The 20,196-nt window shown below is 39.8% G+C and carries 23 protein-coding genes, 1 pseudogene and 1 riboswitch; of the genes and pseudogenes, 6 read left to right on the forward strand and 18 right to left on the reverse strand.

Features of this window, described 5'->3' with window-relative positions; all coding sequences use genetic code 11:
- Window positions 1-12 precede the first annotated feature (12 nt).
- Both QRD39_RS06020 and QRD39_RS06025 read right to left on the reverse strand, forming a co-directional pair.
- On the reverse strand, window positions 13-570 hold the full coding sequence (locus QRD39_RS06020; RefSeq protein WP_021145007.1) for an ECF transporter S component: 558 nt from the start codon (window positions 568-570) through the stop codon (window positions 13-15).
- An 80-nt stretch (window positions 571-650) separates the two neighbouring features.
- Window positions 651-866, reverse strand: a riboswitch (FMN riboswitch).
- A gap of 104 nt (window positions 867-970) precedes the next feature.
- Window positions 971-1,480 carry a tRNA (cytidine(34)-2'-O)-methyltransferase gene (locus tag QRD39_RS06025; protein ID WP_021145006.1) on the reverse strand — a complete coding sequence of 170 codons (510 nt, stop codon included), beginning with the start codon at window positions 1,478-1,480 and terminating at the stop codon, window positions 971-973.
- A 289-nt stretch (window positions 1,481-1,769) separates the two neighbouring features.
- Between QRD39_RS06025 and trkA the strand changes: the two genes are divergently transcribed.
- Both trkA and QRD39_RS06035 read left to right on the forward strand, forming a co-directional pair.
- On the forward strand, window positions 1,770-3,119 hold the full coding sequence (gene trkA, locus QRD39_RS06030) for a Trk system potassium transporter TrkA (RefSeq protein WP_285955978.1): 1,350 nt from the start codon (window positions 1,770-1,772) through the stop codon (window positions 3,117-3,119).
- A 6-nt stretch (window positions 3,120-3,125) separates the two neighbouring features.
- Window positions 3,126-4,565 (forward strand): TrkH family potassium uptake protein, encoded by a 1,440-nt coding sequence (locus tag QRD39_RS06035; protein WP_143567545.1) that lies wholly within the window; start codon window positions 3,126-3,128, stop codon window positions 4,563-4,565.
- A gap of 21 nt (window positions 4,566-4,586) precedes the next feature.
- On the opposite strand, the gene yidD is transcribed toward QRD39_RS06035, so the two are convergent.
- The 10 genes from yidD to QRD39_RS06085 all read right to left on the reverse strand — a co-directional run bounded on the left by yidD (window position 4,587) and on the right by QRD39_RS06085 (window position 10,738).
- Window positions 4,587-4,838 carry a membrane protein insertion efficiency factor YidD gene (yidD, locus tag QRD39_RS06040; RefSeq protein WP_285955979.1) on the reverse strand — a complete coding sequence of 84 codons (252 nt, stop codon included), beginning with the start codon at window positions 4,836-4,838 and terminating at the stop codon, window positions 4,587-4,589.
- A complete protein-coding gene (locus tag QRD39_RS06045) occupies window positions 4,835-5,560 on the reverse strand; it encodes a pseudouridine synthase (RefSeq protein ID WP_008535833.1) in 726 nt (241 codons plus the stop codon). Before QRD39_RS06045 ends, yidD begins: the two co-directional genes overlap by 4 nt.
- A gap of 89 nt (window positions 5,561-5,649) precedes the next feature.
- Complete coding sequence (gene scpB, locus QRD39_RS06050) at window positions 5,650-6,237, reverse strand: SMC-Scp complex subunit ScpB (protein WP_004183708.1); 588 nt, start codon at window positions 6,235-6,237, stop codon at window positions 5,650-5,652.
- A complete protein-coding gene (locus QRD39_RS06055) occupies window positions 6,230-6,943 on the reverse strand; it encodes a segregation/condensation protein A (RefSeq protein WP_285955980.1) in 714 nt (237 codons plus the stop codon). Before QRD39_RS06055 ends, scpB begins: the two co-directional genes overlap by 8 nt.
- Window positions 6,943-7,704 (reverse strand): site-specific tyrosine recombinase XerD, encoded by a 762-nt coding sequence (gene xerD, locus QRD39_RS06060; RefSeq protein WP_285955981.1) that lies wholly within the window; start codon window positions 7,702-7,704, stop codon window positions 6,943-6,945. Before xerD ends, QRD39_RS06055 begins: the two co-directional genes overlap by 1 nt.
- A complete protein-coding gene (gene cbpB / locus QRD39_RS06065) occupies window positions 7,658-8,140 on the reverse strand; it encodes a cyclic-di-AMP-binding protein CbpB (protein WP_004183712.1) in 483 nt (160 codons plus the stop codon). The genes xerD and cbpB overlap by 47 nt, the downstream gene beginning before the upstream one ends.
- A complete protein-coding gene (locus QRD39_RS06070) occupies window positions 8,137-8,658 on the reverse strand; it encodes a metallophosphoesterase (protein WP_004183713.1) in 522 nt (173 codons plus the stop codon). Before QRD39_RS06070 ends, cbpB begins: the two co-directional genes overlap by 4 nt.
- Window positions 8,640-9,614 (reverse strand): nucleoside-triphosphate diphosphatase, encoded by a 975-nt coding sequence (locus QRD39_RS06075; RefSeq protein ID WP_285955982.1) that lies wholly within the window; start codon window positions 9,612-9,614, stop codon window positions 8,640-8,642. Before QRD39_RS06075 ends, QRD39_RS06070 begins: the two co-directional genes overlap by 19 nt.
- Window positions 9,607-10,422 carry a glutamate racemase gene (racE, locus tag QRD39_RS06080; protein ID WP_285955983.1) on the reverse strand — a complete coding sequence of 272 codons (816 nt, stop codon included), beginning with the start codon at window positions 10,420-10,422 and terminating at the stop codon, window positions 9,607-9,609. Before racE ends, QRD39_RS06075 begins: the two co-directional genes overlap by 8 nt.
- A gap of 64 nt (window positions 10,423-10,486) precedes the next feature.
- Window positions 10,487-10,738 (reverse strand): YneF family protein, encoded by a 252-nt coding sequence (locus QRD39_RS06085; protein WP_008535824.1) that lies wholly within the window; start codon window positions 10,736-10,738, stop codon window positions 10,487-10,489.
- Window positions 10,739-10,974: 236 nt separating this feature from the next.
- Between QRD39_RS06085 and QRD39_RS06090 the strand changes: the two genes are divergently transcribed.
- Complete coding sequence (locus QRD39_RS06090; RefSeq protein ID WP_285955984.1) at window positions 10,975-11,517, forward strand: TetR/AcrR family transcriptional regulator; 543 nt, start codon at window positions 10,975-10,977, stop codon at window positions 11,515-11,517.
- A 32-nt stretch (window positions 11,518-11,549) separates the two neighbouring features.
- Here the strand turns inward: QRD39_RS06090 and QRD39_RS06095 are convergent, their stop codons facing one another.
- A complete protein-coding gene (locus tag QRD39_RS06095) occupies window positions 11,550-12,803 on the reverse strand; it encodes a diaminopimelate decarboxylase (protein ID WP_285955985.1) in 1,254 nt (417 codons plus the stop codon).
- Between the two features lie 136 nt (window positions 12,804-12,939).
- Here QRD39_RS06095 and QRD39_RS06100 point away from each other — a divergent pair, with 136 nt between their 5' ends.
- The gene (locus QRD39_RS06100; protein WP_143567552.1) at window positions 12,940-14,076 is read left to right on the forward strand and encodes a DUF5105 domain-containing protein; all 1,137 of its coding nucleotides are present in this window, start codon (window positions 12,940-12,942) and stop codon (window positions 14,074-14,076) included.
- A 36-nt stretch (window positions 14,077-14,112) separates the two neighbouring features.
- Here the strand turns inward: QRD39_RS06100 and QRD39_RS06105 are convergent, their stop codons facing one another.
- The 3 genes from QRD39_RS06105 to QRD39_RS06115 form a co-directional block, all read right to left on the reverse strand.
- Window positions 14,113-14,802 carry a Bax inhibitor-1/YccA family protein gene (locus tag QRD39_RS06105; protein ID WP_143567554.1) on the reverse strand — a complete coding sequence of 230 codons (690 nt, stop codon included), beginning with the start codon at window positions 14,800-14,802 and terminating at the stop codon, window positions 14,113-14,115.
- A gap of 23 nt (window positions 14,803-14,825) precedes the next feature.
- Window positions 14,826-15,329 (reverse strand): HD domain-containing protein, encoded by a 504-nt coding sequence (locus QRD39_RS06110; protein ID WP_143567556.1) that lies wholly within the window; start codon window positions 15,327-15,329, stop codon window positions 14,826-14,828.
- 102 nt (window positions 15,330-15,431) lie between these two features.
- Complete coding sequence (locus tag QRD39_RS06115; protein WP_143567558.1) at window positions 15,432-16,169, reverse strand: TrmH family RNA methyltransferase; 738 nt, start codon at window positions 16,167-16,169, stop codon at window positions 15,432-15,434.
- Window positions 16,170-16,272: 103 nt separating this feature from the next.
- Between QRD39_RS06115 and QRD39_RS06120 the strand changes: the two genes are divergently transcribed.
- Both QRD39_RS06120 and yidC read left to right on the forward strand, forming a co-directional pair.
- On the forward strand, window positions 16,273-16,551 hold the full coding sequence (locus QRD39_RS06120) for an acylphosphatase (RefSeq protein ID WP_004183724.1): 279 nt from the start codon (window positions 16,273-16,275) through the stop codon (window positions 16,549-16,551).
- A gap of 86 nt (window positions 16,552-16,637) precedes the next feature.
- A complete protein-coding gene (gene yidC / locus QRD39_RS06125) occupies window positions 16,638-17,555 on the forward strand; it encodes a membrane protein insertase YidC (RefSeq protein ID WP_004183725.1) in 918 nt (305 codons plus the stop codon).
- 133 nt (window positions 17,556-17,688) lie between these two features.
- Here yidC and greA read toward each other — a convergent pair whose 3' ends face one another.
- Both greA and mltG read right to left on the reverse strand, forming a co-directional pair.
- Window positions 17,689-18,171: a transcription elongation factor GreA gene (greA, locus tag QRD39_RS06130; RefSeq protein ID WP_004183726.1), complete on the reverse strand. Its 483-nt coding sequence runs from the start codon at window positions 18,169-18,171 to the stop codon at window positions 17,689-17,691.
- An 87-nt stretch (window positions 18,172-18,258) separates the two neighbouring features.
- A pseudogene (gene mltG, locus QRD39_RS10175) lies at window positions 18,259-19,437 on the reverse strand (endolytic transglycosylase MltG); the annotation flags it as partial.
- Window positions 19,438-20,196 lie beyond the last annotated feature (759 nt).

Below are 20,196 nucleotides of genomic sequence, written 5' to 3' on the forward strand. Positions count from 1 at the left end.
TTACTAGAATTTTTATAATTTTACTAGAATTGACTTAAGCGGAGCATAAATCAGAGCAAAGACTACTGCAAAAATCAAACCTTGAAGCAAATTAAAAGGTACAACCATAGTAAAAAGGTATTTATAAAGTCCTATGAATTGTCCAATATCGAAATTAGCAAATTTAGCATAGAGTGGTACTGCATAAATGTAGTTGAGGACAACCATGGCAAGTGTAAGAGCTAGTGTTCCTACAACTGAACCAAGAATAAAATTCTTACTTGTTTGGTTTTTCTTCCAGAAATAGCTAAGTCCCCAAACAAAGAATCCTAAAGCAATAAAATTCATAGGAAGTCCAATTATTGAACCTGGACCCCCATTGTTTAGCAAAAGCTTCAGCAATGAACGCAACAAGAGAACGCCAATAGCACTCTTAAAATCAAAGATGACTAAGGCAATCAGAACAGGAAGGATTGAAAAATCAACCTTCAAAAAATCTGCTGCCGGAATCAATGGAAATGAAAAATAAAGCAACAAGAATGAAATTGCGGATAAAATGGCGATATAAGCCAATTTACGTGTGTTTGTCATAAAAAAATTCCTCCAAATTTGAACAATTTGAAAGAAGTTCCCAATGGATTTGCCTATGCCAAAAAAGCCTACGCAAAAAGACTGGTCTTCTTCCATCCAGACTGTACTGTCGGTTGAGGAATCACACCTCATCAGCTTGCGCTCGCGGACTTATCTAAGATTACTATCAATACCATTAATGTCTAAAATCCTCCAAAAGCTGACGAGCCACCTAGAGAATCTCTTTCAATTAGGTCCTAACAGTAGATTATAGAATCACCACCGGTCGGGAGTTTCACCCTGCCCTGAAGACCTTTTAAGAGTAACATAAAAAAACCTTGGTGACAAGGTTTTGGAATTATGGATTTCTAATCTATTGATAACCATTAACTATATACTCTTGGTATGGAGATAAGGCTGTTTATTTTAATTTGTCATGCTGATAACGGTGACTCAATTCCAACCCCTCGAACTGCTGCTGACGAAGAGCCTCATAAACAATCATGCAAACCGTATTTGATACATTAAGACTACGGACATGTTCATCATTCATCGGAATACGGATAGCTTTTTCAACATGCTCACGCATAAATTCCTCGGGTAGACCCGTATCTTCACGTCCAAACATAAAGTAGTGGTCCTTGCCATCATCATAGGCCTCATCAGAATAAGTTTTATCCGCAAACTTCGTAACTAAATGTAAACGTCCTTGCTGATTTTTAGCCATAAAATCAGCTAAATTATCGTAATAGGTAATATCGAGTTTATCCCAGTAGTCTAAGCCTGCACGTTTCATTTTCTTGTCATCAATCGGAAAACCCATTGGTCGAATAATATGAAGAGGGCTATTGGTCGCTGCACAGGTACGGGCAATATTCCCTGTGTTTTGTGGGATACGAGGCTCAAACAAGACAATGTGATTACGTGACATAGCAATTCTCCTAGACATAAAAAATACCATGTCGCCCGGAGTCAAGCTCAGCAGACGACATGGTTGTGGACGTTCATTAGCTTAAATCATGACAGGTTAGATTTAAAATAACGAATCTTTAAACACTATTTTAGCACTATTGTTATAAAAGTCAATACTATTGACAGAAAAAAATTATTATTTGTGATCTTGTCATCTAATTTTCATAGGAATCACTTATAAAGGCCTGAAAAGGATGATTTTTCAGCCAAAATAGAGTATCATAGAAGTGATTATTTGGAGGTAACTCATGCGTATTATTGTCGTAGGTGCCGGTAAAGTCGGTGCCGCACTCTGTCGTTCTCTTGTCGAAGAGAAGCACGATGTTATTTTAATTGAGCAGAAGGAAGAGGTCCTTAAACGCCTCATCAAGCGCTACGATATTATGGGCTTTGCCGGTAATGGTGCCAACTTCAAAATTTTAGAACAAGCCGAGGTCAATAATTGTGATGTTTTTATTGCAATGACTGACAAAGATGAAGTAAACATGATTTCAGCGGTTCTGGCCAAACAAATGGGTGCTAAAGAAACTATCGTTCGTGTTCGTAACCCAGAATATTCCAATGCTTATTTCAAAGACAGAAACTTCCTTGGATTCTCAGCGGTAGTTAACCCCGAACTGCTAGCAGCTCGGTATATCGCCAATACAGTTGAATTTCCGAATGCTTTATCAGTCGAGACTTTTGCTAATGGGCGCGTCATTCTTATGGCCTTTAAAGTCACCGAAAACAGTCAATTATCTGGCATGACCCTTGAACAATTCCGGAAAAAATTTAGTAACATTTTGGTTTGTACGATTGATCGTAAAAATGAACTCATCATTCCAGATGGGAATGCCACCATTCAAGTTGGCGATAAGATCTATGTAACTGGGAAACGTGTTGACATGGCACTTTTCCACAGCTACATCAAATCAAAAAGCATCAAAAATCTTATGCTGATTGGTGCTGGACGTATCTCCTACTATTTGCTCAACATCTTGAAAAACACACGTATTAAGGTCAAATTGATTGAGCAGAAAATGGATCGAGCACAAACTTTTAGTCAGGTCTTCCCAGAAGTTTCTGTCATTCTGGGAGATGGTACTGCCAAAGACCTTCTTCTTGAAGAAAGTGCTGCTAGTTATGATGCGGTAGCTACGCTTACTGGGGTAGACGAAGAAAACATCATTACCTCTATGTTCCTTGAGAGTCTTGGTATTCATAAAAACATTACCAAGGTTAACCGTACCAGTCTTTTAGAGATTATCGATACACGTGAGACTTCAACAATTATCACACCAAAGAGTATTGCTGTTGATACTGTTATGCACTTTGTCCGTGGACGCTATAATGCCAAAGATTCGAGTCTTGATGCTCTTCATCATGTGGCAAACGGTCGCATCGAAACCTTGCAATTTCAAATCAAGGAAAATAACCAAATTGCCGGTATGAAGCTTTCTGACATTGATTTCGCTAACGGTGTTCTTATCGCCGCTATCATCCGTAATGGGAAAGCGATTTTCCCTACTGGTGAGGATAGACTGGCTTATGGTGATAAAATCGTGGTCGTTACCCTCTTACAAAACGTGACTCACATTTACGACTTGTTAAAGAGGTAAGCTGCCATGAATAGATCTATTGTCCGTTTTCTTATTTCAAAACTTCTGCTTATTGAAGCTGGTCTCTTAGTAGTACCACTTATCGTTGCCCTTATTTACCATGAGGATGCTAAGGTATTTGCTAGTATTTTGGGAACGATGGGGATACTTCTCCTCCTTGGTGGTATTGGCTCTCTCTTTAAACCAAAAAATTACCATATTTACACAAAAGAAGGAATGCTCATTGTAGCCCTCTGTTGGGTACTTTGGTCCTTCTTTGGAGGCTTGCCATTTGTTTTCGCTGGACAAATTCCAAGTGTTATTGATGCTTTCTTCGAAATGAGCTCAGGTTTCACAACCACAGGAGCTACAATTCTCACTGACACTGGGGTCCTGACACACTCTCTTCTCTTCTGGCGAAGCTTCGCCCACTTAATTGGAGGGATGGGGGTATTGGTTTTTGCATTAGCTATCATGAACAACAGTAAAAATGGTCACCATGAGGTTATGCGTGCAGAAGTCCCTGGCCCAGTCTTTGGTAAGGTTGTTGCCAAGCTGAAAAATACAGCTCAGATTCTGTACATCATCTATCTGGTCATGTTTGTGATTTTTGCTATGATTCTATGGATTTGTGGTATGCCACTCTTTGATAGTATTATCATTGCTATGGGAGGTGCTGGTACCGGTGGTTTTGCAGTCTACAATGACTCTATCGCTCACTATCATAGCGACTTGATTACCTATGTGGTTACAGTTGGTACCCTTCTCTTTGGGGTTAACTTCAACCTTTATTTCTATATTTTGCTTCGCAAGGTCAAATTCTTCTTCCAAGATGAAGAGTTACGGACTTATTTTGCGATTGTTGCAATCTCAACAGGTTTAATCGTCCTCAATATTTTTGGTATCTACCACAACTTGGCTGATTCGTTTAAATATTCATTCTTTGAAGTGTCAACCATCATCACAACCACTGGTTTTGGTCTAACAGATATTACCAATTGGCCTCTATTTTCTCAGTATCTCCTGCTCATCTTGATGTTTATTGGGGGATCAGCAGGTTCTACGGCTGGTGGTTTCAAGGTTATCCGTGCAATGATTATTGCTAAAATTGCTCGTAATCAAACCCTAGCAAGTCTTTATCCTAACAGAATCCTTTCCCTTCACATTAATGGAAGCGTTCTTGATAAAGAAACACAACATAGTGTCCTTAAATACTTAGCTGTATATGTATTTATTATGCTAGGTCTAGTAGCCCTTCTGTCATTGGATAATCAAAATCTTTTAGTCGTGACAAGCGCTGCTGCTTCAACCTTCAACAACATTGGACCATTACTAGGAACCAGTGATAGCTTCGCTATTTTTAGTCCTTTGTCTAAGCTTATCATGGGATTTGCTATGATTGCTGGACGCTTGGAAATTTATCCTGTATTGCTCCTATTCCTACCAAAAACTTGGTCAAAAATTTAAGCATAAAAGAACTCCTTTGGATTACTTATCCAAAGGAGTTTTATGACGTTTTAGTCTAAAATAATCTGGAACCGGATCCTCTCCAGTTTCTGAAAAGGGGTGACATCGTAAGATACGAGCAATACCCATAAGAACACCTTTTAAACCATGTTTTTCAATGGCTTGAATCATGTAAACCGAACAGGTTGGACGAAAGCGACAAGACGGTGGAAAGAGGGGAGAAATCCATCTCTGATAGGCTCTAACCAGAACAATCAGAAACCTCTTTATCATTTAACCTTGTTAACAGCAGCGTTATGAAGCTGACTGATTTCTTTCTTATTGAGACGACGTGATTCACCTGGACGAAGGCCTGTCAAATCAAGAGTCCCAAAACGGGTACGTGACAACTTATCAACAAGCAAGCCCACTGACTCAAACATTTTCTTAACCTGGTGGTTACGGCCTTCATGAATGGTTAATTCAACGACTGAACGGTTCTTTTCATGATCAACCTTAACAATATTGTAACGTGCTGGCTTGGTTTTCTTACCATCAATCACCACACCACGAGTTAAAGGACGAAGATTTTCCTTGGTCGCAATGCCTTTCACACGCGCCAAATAAACCTTGTCAATCTCATTACGTGGGTGAATCATTTTATCAGTAAAGTCACCATCATTAGTCAAGATAAGAAGGCCCGTCGTATCCCAGTCAAGGCGACCGACTGGATAAATACGTTCCTTAACATGAGGCATAAGATCAATAACCGTCTTACGATCCTTTTCATCAGATACTGAAGAGATGACCCCACGTGGTTTATTCAGAAGATAGTAAACTTTCTCCTCATTGTAAATAGGACTGCCATTGACTTCAACAGTATCACCGTTTTTGACAATTGTTGCCAATTCCGTAACTGTCTTGCCATTTAGGGTCACACGACCTTCTTTTATGAGTTCCTCAGCCTTACGACGACTAGCCACACCAGCGTGGGCAATATATTTATTAATACGCATTCTTTTTCTACAGCTTTTGCGCTATATCCTTTCTACCTAGCATCTCTGCTATGTTCCTTTAGCTTTTGGTAATCAAACTTTACCAAATCTCAAGCTTGATTATCGAAATCCACATGTTCTTCCAAATCTTCTTCCTTAAAGAGACTGGTTTCCTGATCCTCGAGTTCTAGTTGGTCGATAGCCACCAATTCATCCAAACTGTTAATTCCCATATAATCTAGGAAATAATCCGTCGTCGCATAAAGGTTAGGGCGACCAACAGCATCTTTTTTACCAGCTTCTCGTACCAAATCGAAAGCCTGAAGCTTAGTAATGGCGCCACTGGAATTAACACCCCGAATAGCATCAACCTCAGCACGAGTAATAGGCTGTTTATAAGCAATTATAGAAAGAACTTCAAGGCTCGCTCGAGAGAGACTTTGGTTAATTGGCGTTTTTGAGTACTCACGAAGAAGACTTGCAAAGTCTGCCTTAGTCACTAGCTTGTAGGTATTTGAGGACTCCAATAAACAAAGAGCTGAATCCTCATCTGCCTCATACTTTGCCTGCAATTTTTCCAAGGACTGAGTAAGTCCCGTAACTGGCATTTCCAAAAGCTGTGCCATAGTACGTAGACTGAGTCCATCTTCACCAGCCACAAAAAGTAGGGCTTCTAATCGTGCTAAGTGACTACTCATTCGTCCATTCCTTTCTTAGTGTGATTGTTCCAAAAATAGTTTCCTGCTGTACCGAAATGCGATGTACCTTAATCAATTCAAGGGTTGCTAAAAAGAGGGTAATCACTTGGTTCATATCCTTAGCGTCTGTGAAAAGATCTGCTAGAATCAACACATTTTTAGCACTAAAGGCCTCTTCAATGACCAACATCATGTCCTCAATCTTATAATCATCACGCACAATAGTCGTGTGATTTCGACGAATCTCCTCCTGCTTTTCCGCCATAATCTTTGAAAAAGCCAAGAAAATATCTTGAATGGTCTTGTCCTGATTAAGGGACACATCTTCATAAACCAATTCAACCTTTGGCTTTGAAAAATATTGGGCTCGCTCTTCATGTTGTTTGGCAAGCTCTTGACTAGCCGTCTTAAAGCGAGCATACTCTTCCAATTGACTCAAGAGCTCAAGCTCCGGATCATCCGCTTCGGGCTCAGACTCTACAACTGTCGGCAAAAGCTTGCGACTCTTAATTAGCATGAGTTGACTGGCCATGAGCATATATTCACCAGCAACCTCAAGCTTCATTGCCTGCAAGGTTGCCAGATAAGCCAAATATTGCTCAATGACATCAACAATGGGAACATCGTAAATGTCTACTTCATATTTAGAAACCAGGTGGAGCAACAAATCCAGTGGCCCCTCAAAATCTTTTAACTTAATATCCATTAGGTCTTGTAGTATTTCTCCAAGGTCACTGGACTTTTTAGCCCTAGCAAACGAGCCAGTTCAAAGGCGCCCGTTCCCTTTTCAATCTGTCTAAGAATAAACTGCTGTCGCAAAATCTGTGCGGTGACCCCAGGTAATCCACATGCAGTAACATAAGTCTGAATTTGCTTATACAACCATTGACGAGTGAAGGGCTTACCCAGAAGTAATCCCTGACTATTCTCATTCTTAATCATCAACAAGGATTGATTCAAAGCGCCATCTAGTCTGAGAACACGCTTAGTGCTTCCCTTGGCCACAGTTACAATACCAAATGCCAAGTCAATATCAGCCCAGTCTAGCTCCAAAAATTCAGAAGGTAGGAGTCCTAACTCTAGAATAAACAGACAAGCTAGTTTACCGGGTCCCTCCTGCCCTTCATAAAGTGCTAAAAGCTCCAGTCTCTCTAGCTCCTCTTCTTGAGTAGACACCCTTGCTATTTCTGAAAGTGTTAAAAATTCAGATAAGTCACCCTTTTGATAGAGGTATCGCAAAAATTGATTAACTGCGGACCGCTTACGCTTTTGTACCGAAGGTTTCCAATCCTTCAATTGGTTTTCATAAACCTTGAGGCTAGTTGCATCAATTTGTCCAGAGATTAAGTTGGCAAACTGTTTAAGGTCATAAGCATAGGCCTGCCTTGAACTATCAGAGACGGTCTTGGTACTCAGAAACTCAGTGATCTGAGTTGCCAGTTGTTTTTGGAATGATGATATAGTCATGTGTAAAGTCATGTAAAAGGCTATTGACTGCCTTGAGAATCGATTTTCGTGTAATAATTCCTTTGAAAATACCTTGGCTATCAACAACTGGAAGAAAAGGATTATTGACCAACTTATGCATGACCTCATTCAGACTAGCATTATCTTCTACTGTTTCCATAACGTCTGATGTCATCGGTCTAATATCACGGTTAACCATTTCCCACTCTTGCAAGTTGTGTTCTTCTTGATAACGTTTTATATCTGTCAAAGAAATCGTTCCAAGATAGTGTTTATCTTTGGTCAATACTGGAACACGAGAATACCCGTTACTTGTCAAAAGCAAAACCACATGATTAGCCTTATGGCTATCAATAAAAATGGCAAGCTGATCTGACGGAATCAAATAATTATCCAAATGAGTCAATAAAAAATCTTCAAATTCTTTAGCAATCATCGTTCAAATTCCTGTGTCAGTTCTGGATAAAGCTCATGATCACGTGTGTAATACTCCACACGAATCTTAGCATTGTCTATAAGCACCTTAGCATAAAGCTTAACATTGATAGGTCCTCGTGGCTGCGAAACAGATCCTGGATTGATAAATACTGTTTTACCGTTTCGCCAAGCTGTTGCTGCATGCAAATGCCCATAAAGACAAATATCAGCGTCCTCTTGTTGTGCCCAAAGATCTAACTTATCCCATGTGAAATTGATGCCGTAAAGATGGCCATGCGTTTGAGCAATAATCACATCACCAAGTTTAACTACCAAGCGTTCTGGATAACCTGAGTCATAATCACAGTTCCCACGAACCACATAAATACCGTCCCAAACCGGGTCACTTGATTCTAACTCAGAATCCCCATTATGGAAAATAGCGTCTACTTTACCTTGGTAACGCTTCTTGATATCTTCTACAATATCACGATCTCCATGAGAGTCGCTCATTACAATTATTGATTGTTCTGCCATGCTGGAAAAACCTCCATAAGTTTCTTAACAGCCTGACCACGATGCGACTGTTCATTTTTTTCTTCTGACGAAAGCTCTGCTGCCGTCTTACCTGTCTCACCTACTAAAAAGAGAGGGTCATAACCGAAGCCATTGTCACCTTTGGGTTCTCGACCAATGTAGCCCTCCCAGTCTGCCTCAACAACTAGACTATCACGTCCAGGGGCTGCAACCACTAAGGTTGTATGGAACTGAGCTGATCGTTTATCATCATCAAGCACCATGGCGAGCTCATGTAATAACTTAGCATTATTCTCAGAATCGGTCGCATCAGGACCTGCAAATCGAGCAGACCAAACTCCAGGCAAGCCCCCAAGAATATCAACCTTCAATCCTGAGTCATCTGAAAGCACCATTTTACCAGTTAACTCAGAAATCGTTTCTGCCTTCAAACGAGCGTTTTCCTCAAAGGTTGTGCCTGTTTCAGCAACTTCAGGTAAGTCTGGATAATCATTAAGATTTTCTACCGTAATACCGAGTTTTCCAAAAAGTTTACGAAACTCCTTAGTTTTTCCTTCATTACGTGTTGCAATCAACAAAACGTCGCCAAATGTGGACTGACTCTTAGAACCAAAGAAATCTTCCATAGCGACTCCTTCTTTAGGCACATGGACATAGACAAGTTTTTCACCTTCACTGACGAGTAAGACACCTTGATGTTGCGTAACAGCTAGGTCACGACCAGTTTCCTCTTTCAAGCAATCCAAAATAAAGGATACCAAGCGAAGGTCTGAAGAATGTTTAGCAATATGTAACTGAAAGCCACTAACAGCCAAAACGTTAGTCAAAGCTTGAAAAAAGTCAACAAATTGTTCATAGGCCTCATCGCCACCAAAACAGGTCAACTGATTGTAACTGCCAAAACTAGCCAAGTACCAGTCTTGCTCATCTTTATATTCAAAAATTGATTTAGTCATTTTCTAACTCCTTGTCCAGATCTACGTGCTGAACAGTAACGGCTTCACCTAGCCATTGATCCGCAATTTCTTTAAAACCTCGCACACTGGCTGTGGTGTAATATTCTTCTGTCTTATCTTCAACTTCACGACTACGATTAATCTCAAAATAATTGAGCAAAACGGATACATCACGAACAGTCTCAGCACCGCTATCAATTAACTTGACACTTGGTCCCATGACATTTTGGATAATAGGGCGTAATAGTGGGTAATGGGTACAACCCAAGACCAAGGTATCTACCTTACCAACTAAGGGTGCCATGCTTTCGTAGACAATCTTTTTAGCCACACTTGATTTAATCTCATTGGATTCAACAATGGGGGCAAAGCGAGGACAAGCTAAACTTAAAACAGCCATCTGTGGTGCCAAACGTTTGATTTTTTGTTCATAGATGTTAGAGGCAATCGTCATAGGGGTGCCAATCACACCAATTTTGCCAGACTGACTAGACTTAATAGCTGCACTAGACCCTGGCAGAACCACACCCAACACTGGTATATCCAAGGCTTCTTTGATTTCTTCCCAAACCACTGCCGTTGCTGTATTACAGGCAATAACAATCATCTTGACATTTTTAGTCAGAAGGAACCTAACCAACTGCCAGGTATACTCTCTGATTTGTTCCGCTGGTCTTGGACCATACGGGGCTCTAGCAGAGTCGCCAATATAGACGACAGACTCATGAGGCAACTGACGTTTAAGCTCACGTACCACCGTCAGGCCTCCGACGCCAGAATCCAAAAATCCTATAGGTCGATTATCCATCTTGCCTCCTTATCCTCTTACGTTACATGTAAAAAGCTGAGATTCACGTCCCAGCTCCCCACCATTATTTTTTCTTTTTCTTGCTATTTGCAAGTGCTTGTTTTTGTTGCTTGATAATTTGGTTATATGTTTGACGTACCCTTGCCTCATTAGGTTTTTGTCCTGCTGCAGACATCATGGTACGAACAGCGTCCACATTCAAACGAGGATTTTCAGCTAACTCTTTCTCCATTTGTTTGCGGGCAAAATATGCGCCTCCGTAGAAGCCAGCCAAGAGGGCTACAAAAACAAGAATAATCCAAAGGACGGTGTTCATAAATTCTATTCTCCTATAACGTTAATTATCTCCTATTATAGCAAAAATGCCACCTACTGACAAATAAGACGATGGTTTCTAAACTACCAAAAAATTTTTAGATAAAATACTAGTAAAATGAGACTTTCAGTTTATTTTACTTACAACTGTAAAGGACTTGTAAGATTTCTAGAAAAAAAATAGGTTATTATATAGGTTGTGGAATTATTATTATGTTTATATAAAGGGGGTTATTTATGCTAAAGGAAGCAACTATTTCCGAACGAAAAATTGTCAACGCATTTATTGAACTCTTAGAAGAGAGTTCGCTAGAACAAATCAGCATCACAGACATCATCAAGAAGGCCAATCTTAGCAGACCAACCTTCTACTACTACTATTCAAATAAAGAGGATTTGGTTGAGACCACCTTCTCAAAAATTTTAGATAACATCTCAAGTATTCTGCAAGAAGACATGACTTACCAAGAAGGTGTTGTCACTGAGATGCTACGTTATCTTAAGGAAAATCGCAAACTTTGTCTCACACTCATGACGCATATTCCCAACATCAATGGAATGATTCGTGAATTCATTATCGAGACTATCCTTAACTCTGATATTGAAAATGTCACTGACCTTATGGAACAAAGCTATCATATCCCAGCCAAGTATTCATTGGAAGTTTACGTTAGCACTATTGTTACCATTCTGACACTTTGGCTCAAAGAAAACTGTATCGAATCTCCTGAGGAGTTAGCAGATATCATTCTTGAAGCTGTTATCATTAAAGTAAAATAAGCTAGAGCCTTACAGACCTAGCTTATTTTTTGTTAGATTTCAAAATCAAAACCGTCAAGTGTCGCAAAGTAATCATTCATGGTCTCAGCACGACGAATCATACGAGCTGTTCCATCTTCTTGATAGAGGATTTCCGCAGAGCGAAGACGACCATTATAGTTGTAACCCATTGAGAAACCGTGGGCACCAGTGTCATGGATAACCAAAGTATCTCCAATACGAGCTTCTGGCAATTCACGGTTCTTAGCAAACTTATCATTATTTTCACAAAGCGAACCTGTCACATCAACTACTTGAATCTCGCCATTGGGATTGGTCATATTAGTGATGTGGTGGTAGGCATCATACATAGCTGGACGGAGCAAGTTAACCGCAGACGCATCGACACCTACATAACGACGATAAGTGTCCTTAATGTGAAGAACTTTAGTTACTACGAGACCATGAGGTGCTGTCATGTAACGACCAAGTTCAGTATAAATACTGATGTGACCTAGACCATTTGGAACCAAAATCTCATCAAATTTAGCGTGGACGCCCTCACCAATAGCTGCAATATCATTTTGTTTGTTAGCCGGAGTATAGTCGACTCCAACACCACCAGACAAGTTAATAAAATCAAGACTGACACCTAATTCGTTCTTGATTTCTACAGCCAATTCAAATAGCTGAGCAGCTAAGGTTGGATAGTACTCATTAGTGACGGTATTAGATGCTAAAAAGGCGTGCAAGCCAAATGATTTAACCCCTTTTTCTTTGAGGTAGGCATAACCCTTAAAGAGTTGTTCCTTAGTCATCCCAAATTTAGATTCTTCAGGATGGTCCATAATGTCTGTACCAAGAGAAAAGACACCACCTGGATTAAAACGCAAAGAAAGGGTCTTTGGAAGTCCCGCAACTTCTTCTAAAAAGAAAATATCTTCGTAAGCATCAAGGTTAATTGTCGCATCAATGTTACGAGCATATACAAATTCTTCAGCACGTGTGTCATTAGAAGTAAAACTAATCGCAGTGTTATCAAACCCAATTTTCTTACTCATGACAAGCTCTGTATCTGTTGCACAGTCCACTCCACAGCCTTCTTCCTTCAAGATTCTTAGGATTGCTGGATTAGGTGTTGCCTTGACAGCAAAGAATTCTTTAAAACCTGGATTCCATGAAAAGGCTGCATTTACAGCACGTGCTGTTTCACGAATGCCTTTTTCATCGTAAAGATGAAAAGGTGTTGGAAATTCTGCAGTAATCTGTTCAAGTTTATCTGCCGTAATAAAAGGTGTTTTTGTCATTTTATTCTCCATTTTTTTGCATAGTAACCTTATTATAGCATAAGAAAAGGTTTGAAAACCAAAATTCTAATCATCTCGATGGGGTTTTCATGTTACAATAGACATATCACTTAAACAAAAAAATGGGAGATTATTTATGAAAAAATATCTTTACTCTGGGGCACTTGCTCTAGCAACCATCTTGACATTATCAGCATGTGCCAAGCCAAAACTCGATGCCAAGTTATCTGTTAATGATGTCGTTCAGATGTCAGGAAGCAACCTCAAACTTAAGGATAACCAAAGTCTGATTGAAGTATCTTTTAAACTTGAGAATACTTCTGAAGATATGGAAAAAGATTTGAAAACATCTGCTAAACAATTCTACCTCAAAGATAAAGATGGTAAAAAAGTCACAGCAAGTAAGCTTGACAAGAGTGACCTGCCTTCTCTCTTTAAGAAGAATAAGGACGTCAAGGACGCTACGGATGATTTTGGAAAAGTTGAATCAGACGACTATAAGTCTGCATCCCTCTTCTTCGAAGTTAAAAACAACCAAACCTATAAACTATACTTTGAATCTAAAGATGAAAAAACCGAGGGCGAAACTGTTTCTACCGACCTAAAAGGCTTTGACGGTAACGCAACTACTAATGTTAAAAAGGCTGTAGATGCATATTTCAGTGCTGTTCTTCTAGGCGGAGAGAGTAAGGACTACAGCAAGTTTGTCTCTAACGATTTAGACAAGTCTAAAGGCGAACTCAGCCAATATTTCTCAGATCACCTTCAATACAGTTATGAAGGAACTGGCAATATCAAACCAACTGGAGATGAAGTTCCAAAAGTTTTCGACTGGGTTCAAACTGCTAACCGTGAGCGTGGTCATTATACTGTTGACAATATTATTGTTACTAAGGATAAGGCAGAATTTAACCTTGATTTGTCAACCATTAGTATGAAAGAAGCTGACGATGCCTATGTTGCTAGCCATCCAAATCTCACAGATGAGCTTAAAAACTATCTGCAAGGTAAGGGAGCTAACGCTGATAATGTCGACCAATTGACCAAGCAATACTACATGGAAACTTACTTGCCTAATTCAATCAAAGAAGTCAATCCATCAACGCCAAAAACTGAAGGAACCAATGTATTTGATGGTTATTCAGTCGAACTAACCAAAAAAGATGATAAATGGGCCTTCCCAGATAAAGAAAACTATGTAGGAAATTGGGAACACTATCCTCTCTTCTATGCATACACAGGGCAACAAGGGACACTTACAAGTTATCGTTAAACATCAAAAAATCAGCCGTTTGGCTGATTTTTTTAATTAGTCACGACTTGCAAAGAGTCGTAAGATATTTAAGAATAAGTTAATAAAATCTAAGTAGAGACTCAATGCCATTGAAACTGCCCAACCATCTGAGACTTGGCCATTCATAGCGTAATAAACCTTTTTAATCATTTGGTTATCATAAGCAATTAATCCAGAGAAAATAAGGACCGATATAATACTAATGACAAAGCTCATTGTACCACTTGCTAAAAAGATATTTACCAAACTGGCAACAATAATCCCAATCAAGGCTGCCATAAGGAATTTAGCCATTCCTGACAAATCACGTTTAACAGAAATACCAATAAGTGACATAGTAAAGAAGACAATCGCAGTACTAATGAAGGCTTGAAAAACAGTAGCCTGCGTGTATTGGACAATGATAAAACTTAATGTAAAACCATTCAAAGCTGAATAAACTAAGAATAACGGCAGGGCCGCAGGTGTATTCTTTCGTGCAGCACCACTAGCCAAAAAAACCAGAGCTAACTCAACAAAAATGGCTGCCGTATAAACCCAAGAATAGTTCATGAGAATATTAACAAAAAGATGTGAGAAGGGGCCCAACATTAAATAAGAAATGACTGCTGATAGACCTACTCCCATACCAACAAGGCCATAAATTTTTCCGAAAAAGCGGTTTAATCCCGCATCACTAGTTGTATAAATTGCATTGGATTCCATAAATATCTCCTTAAAATAATAAATTAATGGTGGTGACTTTGTAGCGCCTTACGACGAAAATGCTTACGATTTCTAATTCGGTTTCGTAAGGGTGTCGCCGCTTCCTTAACCGCCCAATACTTATCTACCATGGTAACAATATAAGATTCCTTATACTTTGGTGGGGCAATCGTTGCTCCCCACATATGCTTGAGGATAATATCCTCTTCTTTTTTGTTTAGGTTAACAAGCTTCCTAGCGTTACGCACAGCAATACGTGGATGCACCCAAGCATGACTCTTATTAAATTTGGTCACCCGCCAATCATAATAGAAAAAGTCATGTAAGAGACCACCACGAGCAGTACTCTTCGCATCCCAGCCAAATTTTTTAGCGATCTTGTAGCTGGTATAACTAACATTGACCGAGTGTTCCAACCGTGTCGAATGGTGATGCTGTACAATGCCATCCAATTTTTGAAAACGTGGGTGTGAGATCAAATGTCCTACAACTTCCATGAATTCTTTATCGTCTTCTGGTCGTTTCATAATAATACCTCATTAACGTTTCTAATGCTTCTTCATTATACCACTAGAGCTTAAATTTACTTTAAAAGGTGCGCCTTTTTCGTCTAAAATCATCCCTTAGACCTAGAGACTAAACATGAGGATTCCTGCTGCCACAGCAACATTTAAGCTTTCTGCTCGACCTGGCATATTAATATGTACAAGTTGATTCGCAGACTCAGCCATATCTTGACTAATTCCCTGACCTTCATTTCCCATCACTAGGGCAAAATTGCCATCTGTCTTAACTGATCTATAGTCAACGGAAACAGTTGAAAGTGTCGTTGCCAGGATGGGGAAACCTTGTTTTTGGCAAGTCTCAATCATCTCAAAAATTGGTCCGCGATAGATTGGTAGGTGAAAATGACTTCCCTGCATGGAACGTAGAGTCTTCTGATTATAAATATCAGCCGATTTGTCCGACAAAAAAACTCCGTCATAACCCGCTGCATCTGCTGTACGAATCATTGTTCCAACATTTCCAGGATCCTGCACATCCTCCAAGAGAAGATACTTACCTGAAAGAGACTCTGGCAGACTCTGAGATTCTTTAGCAACTTCTGCCACGATTCCCTGAGGCGTCTGAGTTTCACAGAGCTCCTTGAGCACCTCGGGGCTGACTAATTTGACCTTAGACACATCTACCACACGATCTGCCATCTCCTCAAGCACGAAAACTTGAAGAATCTCAGCACCACTTGCTTTAGCCTCCTCAAAAAGATGCCATCCTTCTAAAAGATAGCTAGTTTTACGATGCTTGCCTTGCAATAATTTTCTAGCAGTCTTAATGCTAGCATTTTGCTTTGATTGAATGATTTCCATACCCTCATTATAACAAAAATTCCTTGATAAATCTTGGGCTTGACCGACTTTATAGCAAGGATTATACTAAAAGAAAGAGCTTTCAAATAGGAGGTCATAGACCATGCAAAAAGTAAGATTAATTGTCTCAGGAAGGGTGCAAGGCGTTGGCTTTCGCTACTCAACTTATGCCTTGGCATTAGAAATCGGTGACATCTACGGCCGGGTCTGGAATAATGATGACGGAACAGTTGAAATTCTAGCACAATCTGACCAGCCTGCCAAATTAGCCAAATTTATTCAAGAAGTTCGAAAGGGACCTTCAAAATGGTCTAAGGTGACCTACGTTGATGTCACCATGGCTAACTTCTCTAATTACAGTGATTTTCGCATGGCCAATTAAGATAGGACTACCATTTTTAGCTTGTTCTCTTTCCTAAAAAAGGGTAAAATAGACAGGTATAACTAAAAAACAAAAGGAATGATATTGTGAATAAAAATCAAAAACGACTAGCCCTCATGGGGCTTGCTACCAGCATGCTTTTCTTCCTATCAGGATGTGTGAGCCTTGATAAATCTGGTAATCCTACTGGTTGGGTCTGGAACCTTCTTGGTCGCCCAATGAGCCACATCATCACCTACTTTGCAAATAATCTAGGACTTGGGTTTGGACTTGGTATCGTCTTCGTAACCATCATTGTCCGTTTGATTATCTTGCCACTTGGTCTTCATCAATCTCGTGGTGCAGCCTACCAAGCCGCAAAACGTGAATACCTTGCACCTATCTTGGAACCAATCAACGAACGTTTGCGTAATGCTGAAACTCAAGAAGAAAAGATGGCTGCCCAATCTGAACTCATGCAAGCCCAACGTGAAAATGGTGTCAGCTTGATGGGGGGCGTTGGTTGTCTGCCTTTATTGATTCAGCTTCCATTTTTCTCAGCTCTCTACTATGCTGCTCGTTACACTCCTGGTGTACTACATGATCACTTCCTCTGGTTTAATCTTAATAGCCGTGACTTCCCATTGATCATCATCATTGCCGCCCTTTACTACTTCCAATCTTGGTTGTCTATTCAACAAGTTCCTGAGGAACAACGTAAGCAAATGGCAGTAACTATGTACAGTATGCCAATCATGATGATTGTCTTTGGTATCAGCTCTCCTGCAGCTGTAATCCTCTACTGGTTTGTCGGTGGTATCTTCTCTATTATCCAACAATTGATTACCAACTATATTATTAAGCCTCGCTTGCAAGAAAAGGTTGCTGAAGAGTTTGCAAAGAATCCTCCAAAAGCACCTCGTAAAACACCAGGCACTCGCAAAGATGTGACACCTAAAAATACTCAAGCTATTGCTAATAAACCAAAGAAAAACCGTAACGCCGGTAAGCAAAATCGAAAATAATGCATCAACTCTCTTGGCAATTCCGAGAGAGTTTTTCTTATGCTATTTTGAGGCATACCTTATTAGCCATTCTTTAGATTACATCTATATTAACAGCAAACAAAAAGCCCTCCCTAGGAAGAGCTACGCTAGCTTAGGCTGTTTTTTCAACGCTAAGAATCTCAACAGAATAACTACCCGCTGGTGACTCGATAGCTACCTTATCTCCAACTTTCTTACCAATCAAGGCTTGAGCAATTGGACTTTCATTTGAAATCTTACCTGAGAAGATGTCGGCACCAGCTGCACCAACAATATGATAGGTATCTTTATCGCTTGTACCAACTTCTTGAACGACTACTGTTTTACCAATAGCAACTTCATCATTTGCAACAGCGTCACTGTCAACAATCTCTGCATAACGAATTTTTGTTTCAAGAATTTGAATTTGACCTTCAACAAAAGCTTGCTCATCTTTAGCTGCTTCATACTCAGAGTTTTCTGAAAGGTCTCCGTAAGAACGGGCCACCTTGATACGTTCTACAACCTCTGGACGACGGACGAGTTTATACTCCTCCAATTCTGCTTCAAGTTGTTCTTTCTCTGCTAGGGTCATTACATATGTTTTTTCTGCCATGTTTATCTCTTTTCTATTGTTGTTAAGCCGATTGGCTTGGGAAACAAGATTACTACTTGTTTCCTTGATTTTGATTAGTCAATGAGACTATTTATCTTTTATCTTGCTATTAATATAAGTTTCAACATTATGTTGATGGTCTTCATAATTTTCCGCAAAATAGACATTTCCATTGGTCACGTCTGCTACAAAGTACATATATTTAGAAGATGATGGATTAATCACTGCTTCAATCGCTGATAGACTCGGACTGTCTACAGGACCTGGCATCAGCCCCTTATGAACATAGTCATTATAAGGAGAGTCAATACTTGTGTCAATGTTTGCATCTTCCTTTAGAGTCGTCTCTTGCCCAAGTTTTCCAAGGGCATAAAGAACTGCGATGTTACTTTGCAAGGCCATGTCTGAGCTAAGACGATTATAGAAGACGCTGGCAATGTTTTTACGGTCATCATCCGTAGCTCCCTCTTTTTCAACGAGAGATGCTAGGGTCAAAACTTCATTTACATTATGATTACTTGATGAAATCGTAGCATAGTAAGGTGATAGATAAGTGTTCATCGTAGACAACATTTCCTCTGCTAAAGATTCCACCGTTGTATCATCATGGATATTATAAGTTGCTGGGAATAAATAACCTTCAAGAACATATTTAGCCTGGTTAGAGTCCGGAAGATTAGCCAACAAGGTTGGATACTTGGTTTTCATCTTAGAAATGAAAGCATCATCCTTCATAAGTTTCAAGAAGTCTTTAGCCTTTAGTCCAGTCGATGATTTTTTACCTTTTTTAGCTGATGAATTAACTTCTACTGCCTTGGCGATTTGATCAATCGTATATCCTTCTTTAACCAAGACTGTGCCAAGAGATGGCTCCTGAGGTTTATCACTTCCTTTTTTCTGAAGGGCCTCAATAATTTCATCCATGGTCATGCTGGCTTGGAGGTTGTAGTAACCACTTTTTAAATTTGAAATATTCTTAAACTTAGTATAGTAATTAAAGACCTTACCAGACTTAATAACACCAGCTGATTCTAGGAGTTGACCGATGTAACTACTACCTGAATTTTTAGGAATTTCAACACTGATAAACTTAGTCGAATTAGCATCCTTTGCCCCTACAGCTTGACTAACGTAACGGTAACCAAAGAAACCTGCTAGTGACAAGATAAGAATCAAGAAGATAATAATATTTCGTGCAATCTTCCCAGCACGGCGGTTATTCTTATTACGCTTTTGATTTCGGTTAGAACGTGAAATTGGCTCTTCGTCGTCAACTTCATCAGGGGTGGCATCTTTCTGCGAAGCCTTTTTCTTTTTTATTTTCTTGCGCTTTTTCTTTTCAGGTTTATCAGAAGCTGCTAGAGCAATGCTCTCATCCTCCTCTTTGTCTTTAGTGACTGCATCTGGCTGAGTCTCCTCTGGTACAGCGTTATCACTTGTCACCTGATGTTCTTTCAAGAAATCTTCTTTTTTAAGATCTGAGGTCATCTTGGCTTCCAATTCTTTAGGGTCTGTGTAAATAGCTTCTTTAGACTTGGCTTCAATGAGCTCCTGAGCAACATCTGCAGGGATGTATTCCTCCTCAGAGGCCGCATCAAGACTTGTTTCCCAAACTGGACGTTGGAAACGACGCTTCGAAGTTACCTTAGGTTGAGGAATATCGGTAATCTTCTCCTCATTAAGTGGTTCTTTTAGGCTAGATACTGATTTTGAATGACTGTCAGCTCCTAAGGACTCAGCTTGAGACTGAGAAGACAAACTAACACTCCCTTGGACATCTGGTTTCGACTCAGAAGTCATAGATTTAGCTGTATCACTGTCAGAAACAGCATGCGAACTAAAATCTTGGTTACTTACTTTATTAGATGCTGATTCCGTATGAGTATTTTGGCTGTCAGCTGACGTTGAAAGTGGTGTCTTGGGCATAGTTGCACTTTTATTATGCTCCTCCTCACGAAGAGAACGGAGCCGTGTTGCTTCTTGTAAATCTCGAAGAATCTGATGTTTAAAACTTAAGCTATCTTC

It is taken from the genome of Streptococcus raffinosi (assembly GCF_030284685.1).
In the GTDB taxonomy this organism is placed as follows: Bacteria; Bacillota; Bacilli; order Lactobacillales; family Streptococcaceae; genus Streptococcus; species Streptococcus raffinosi.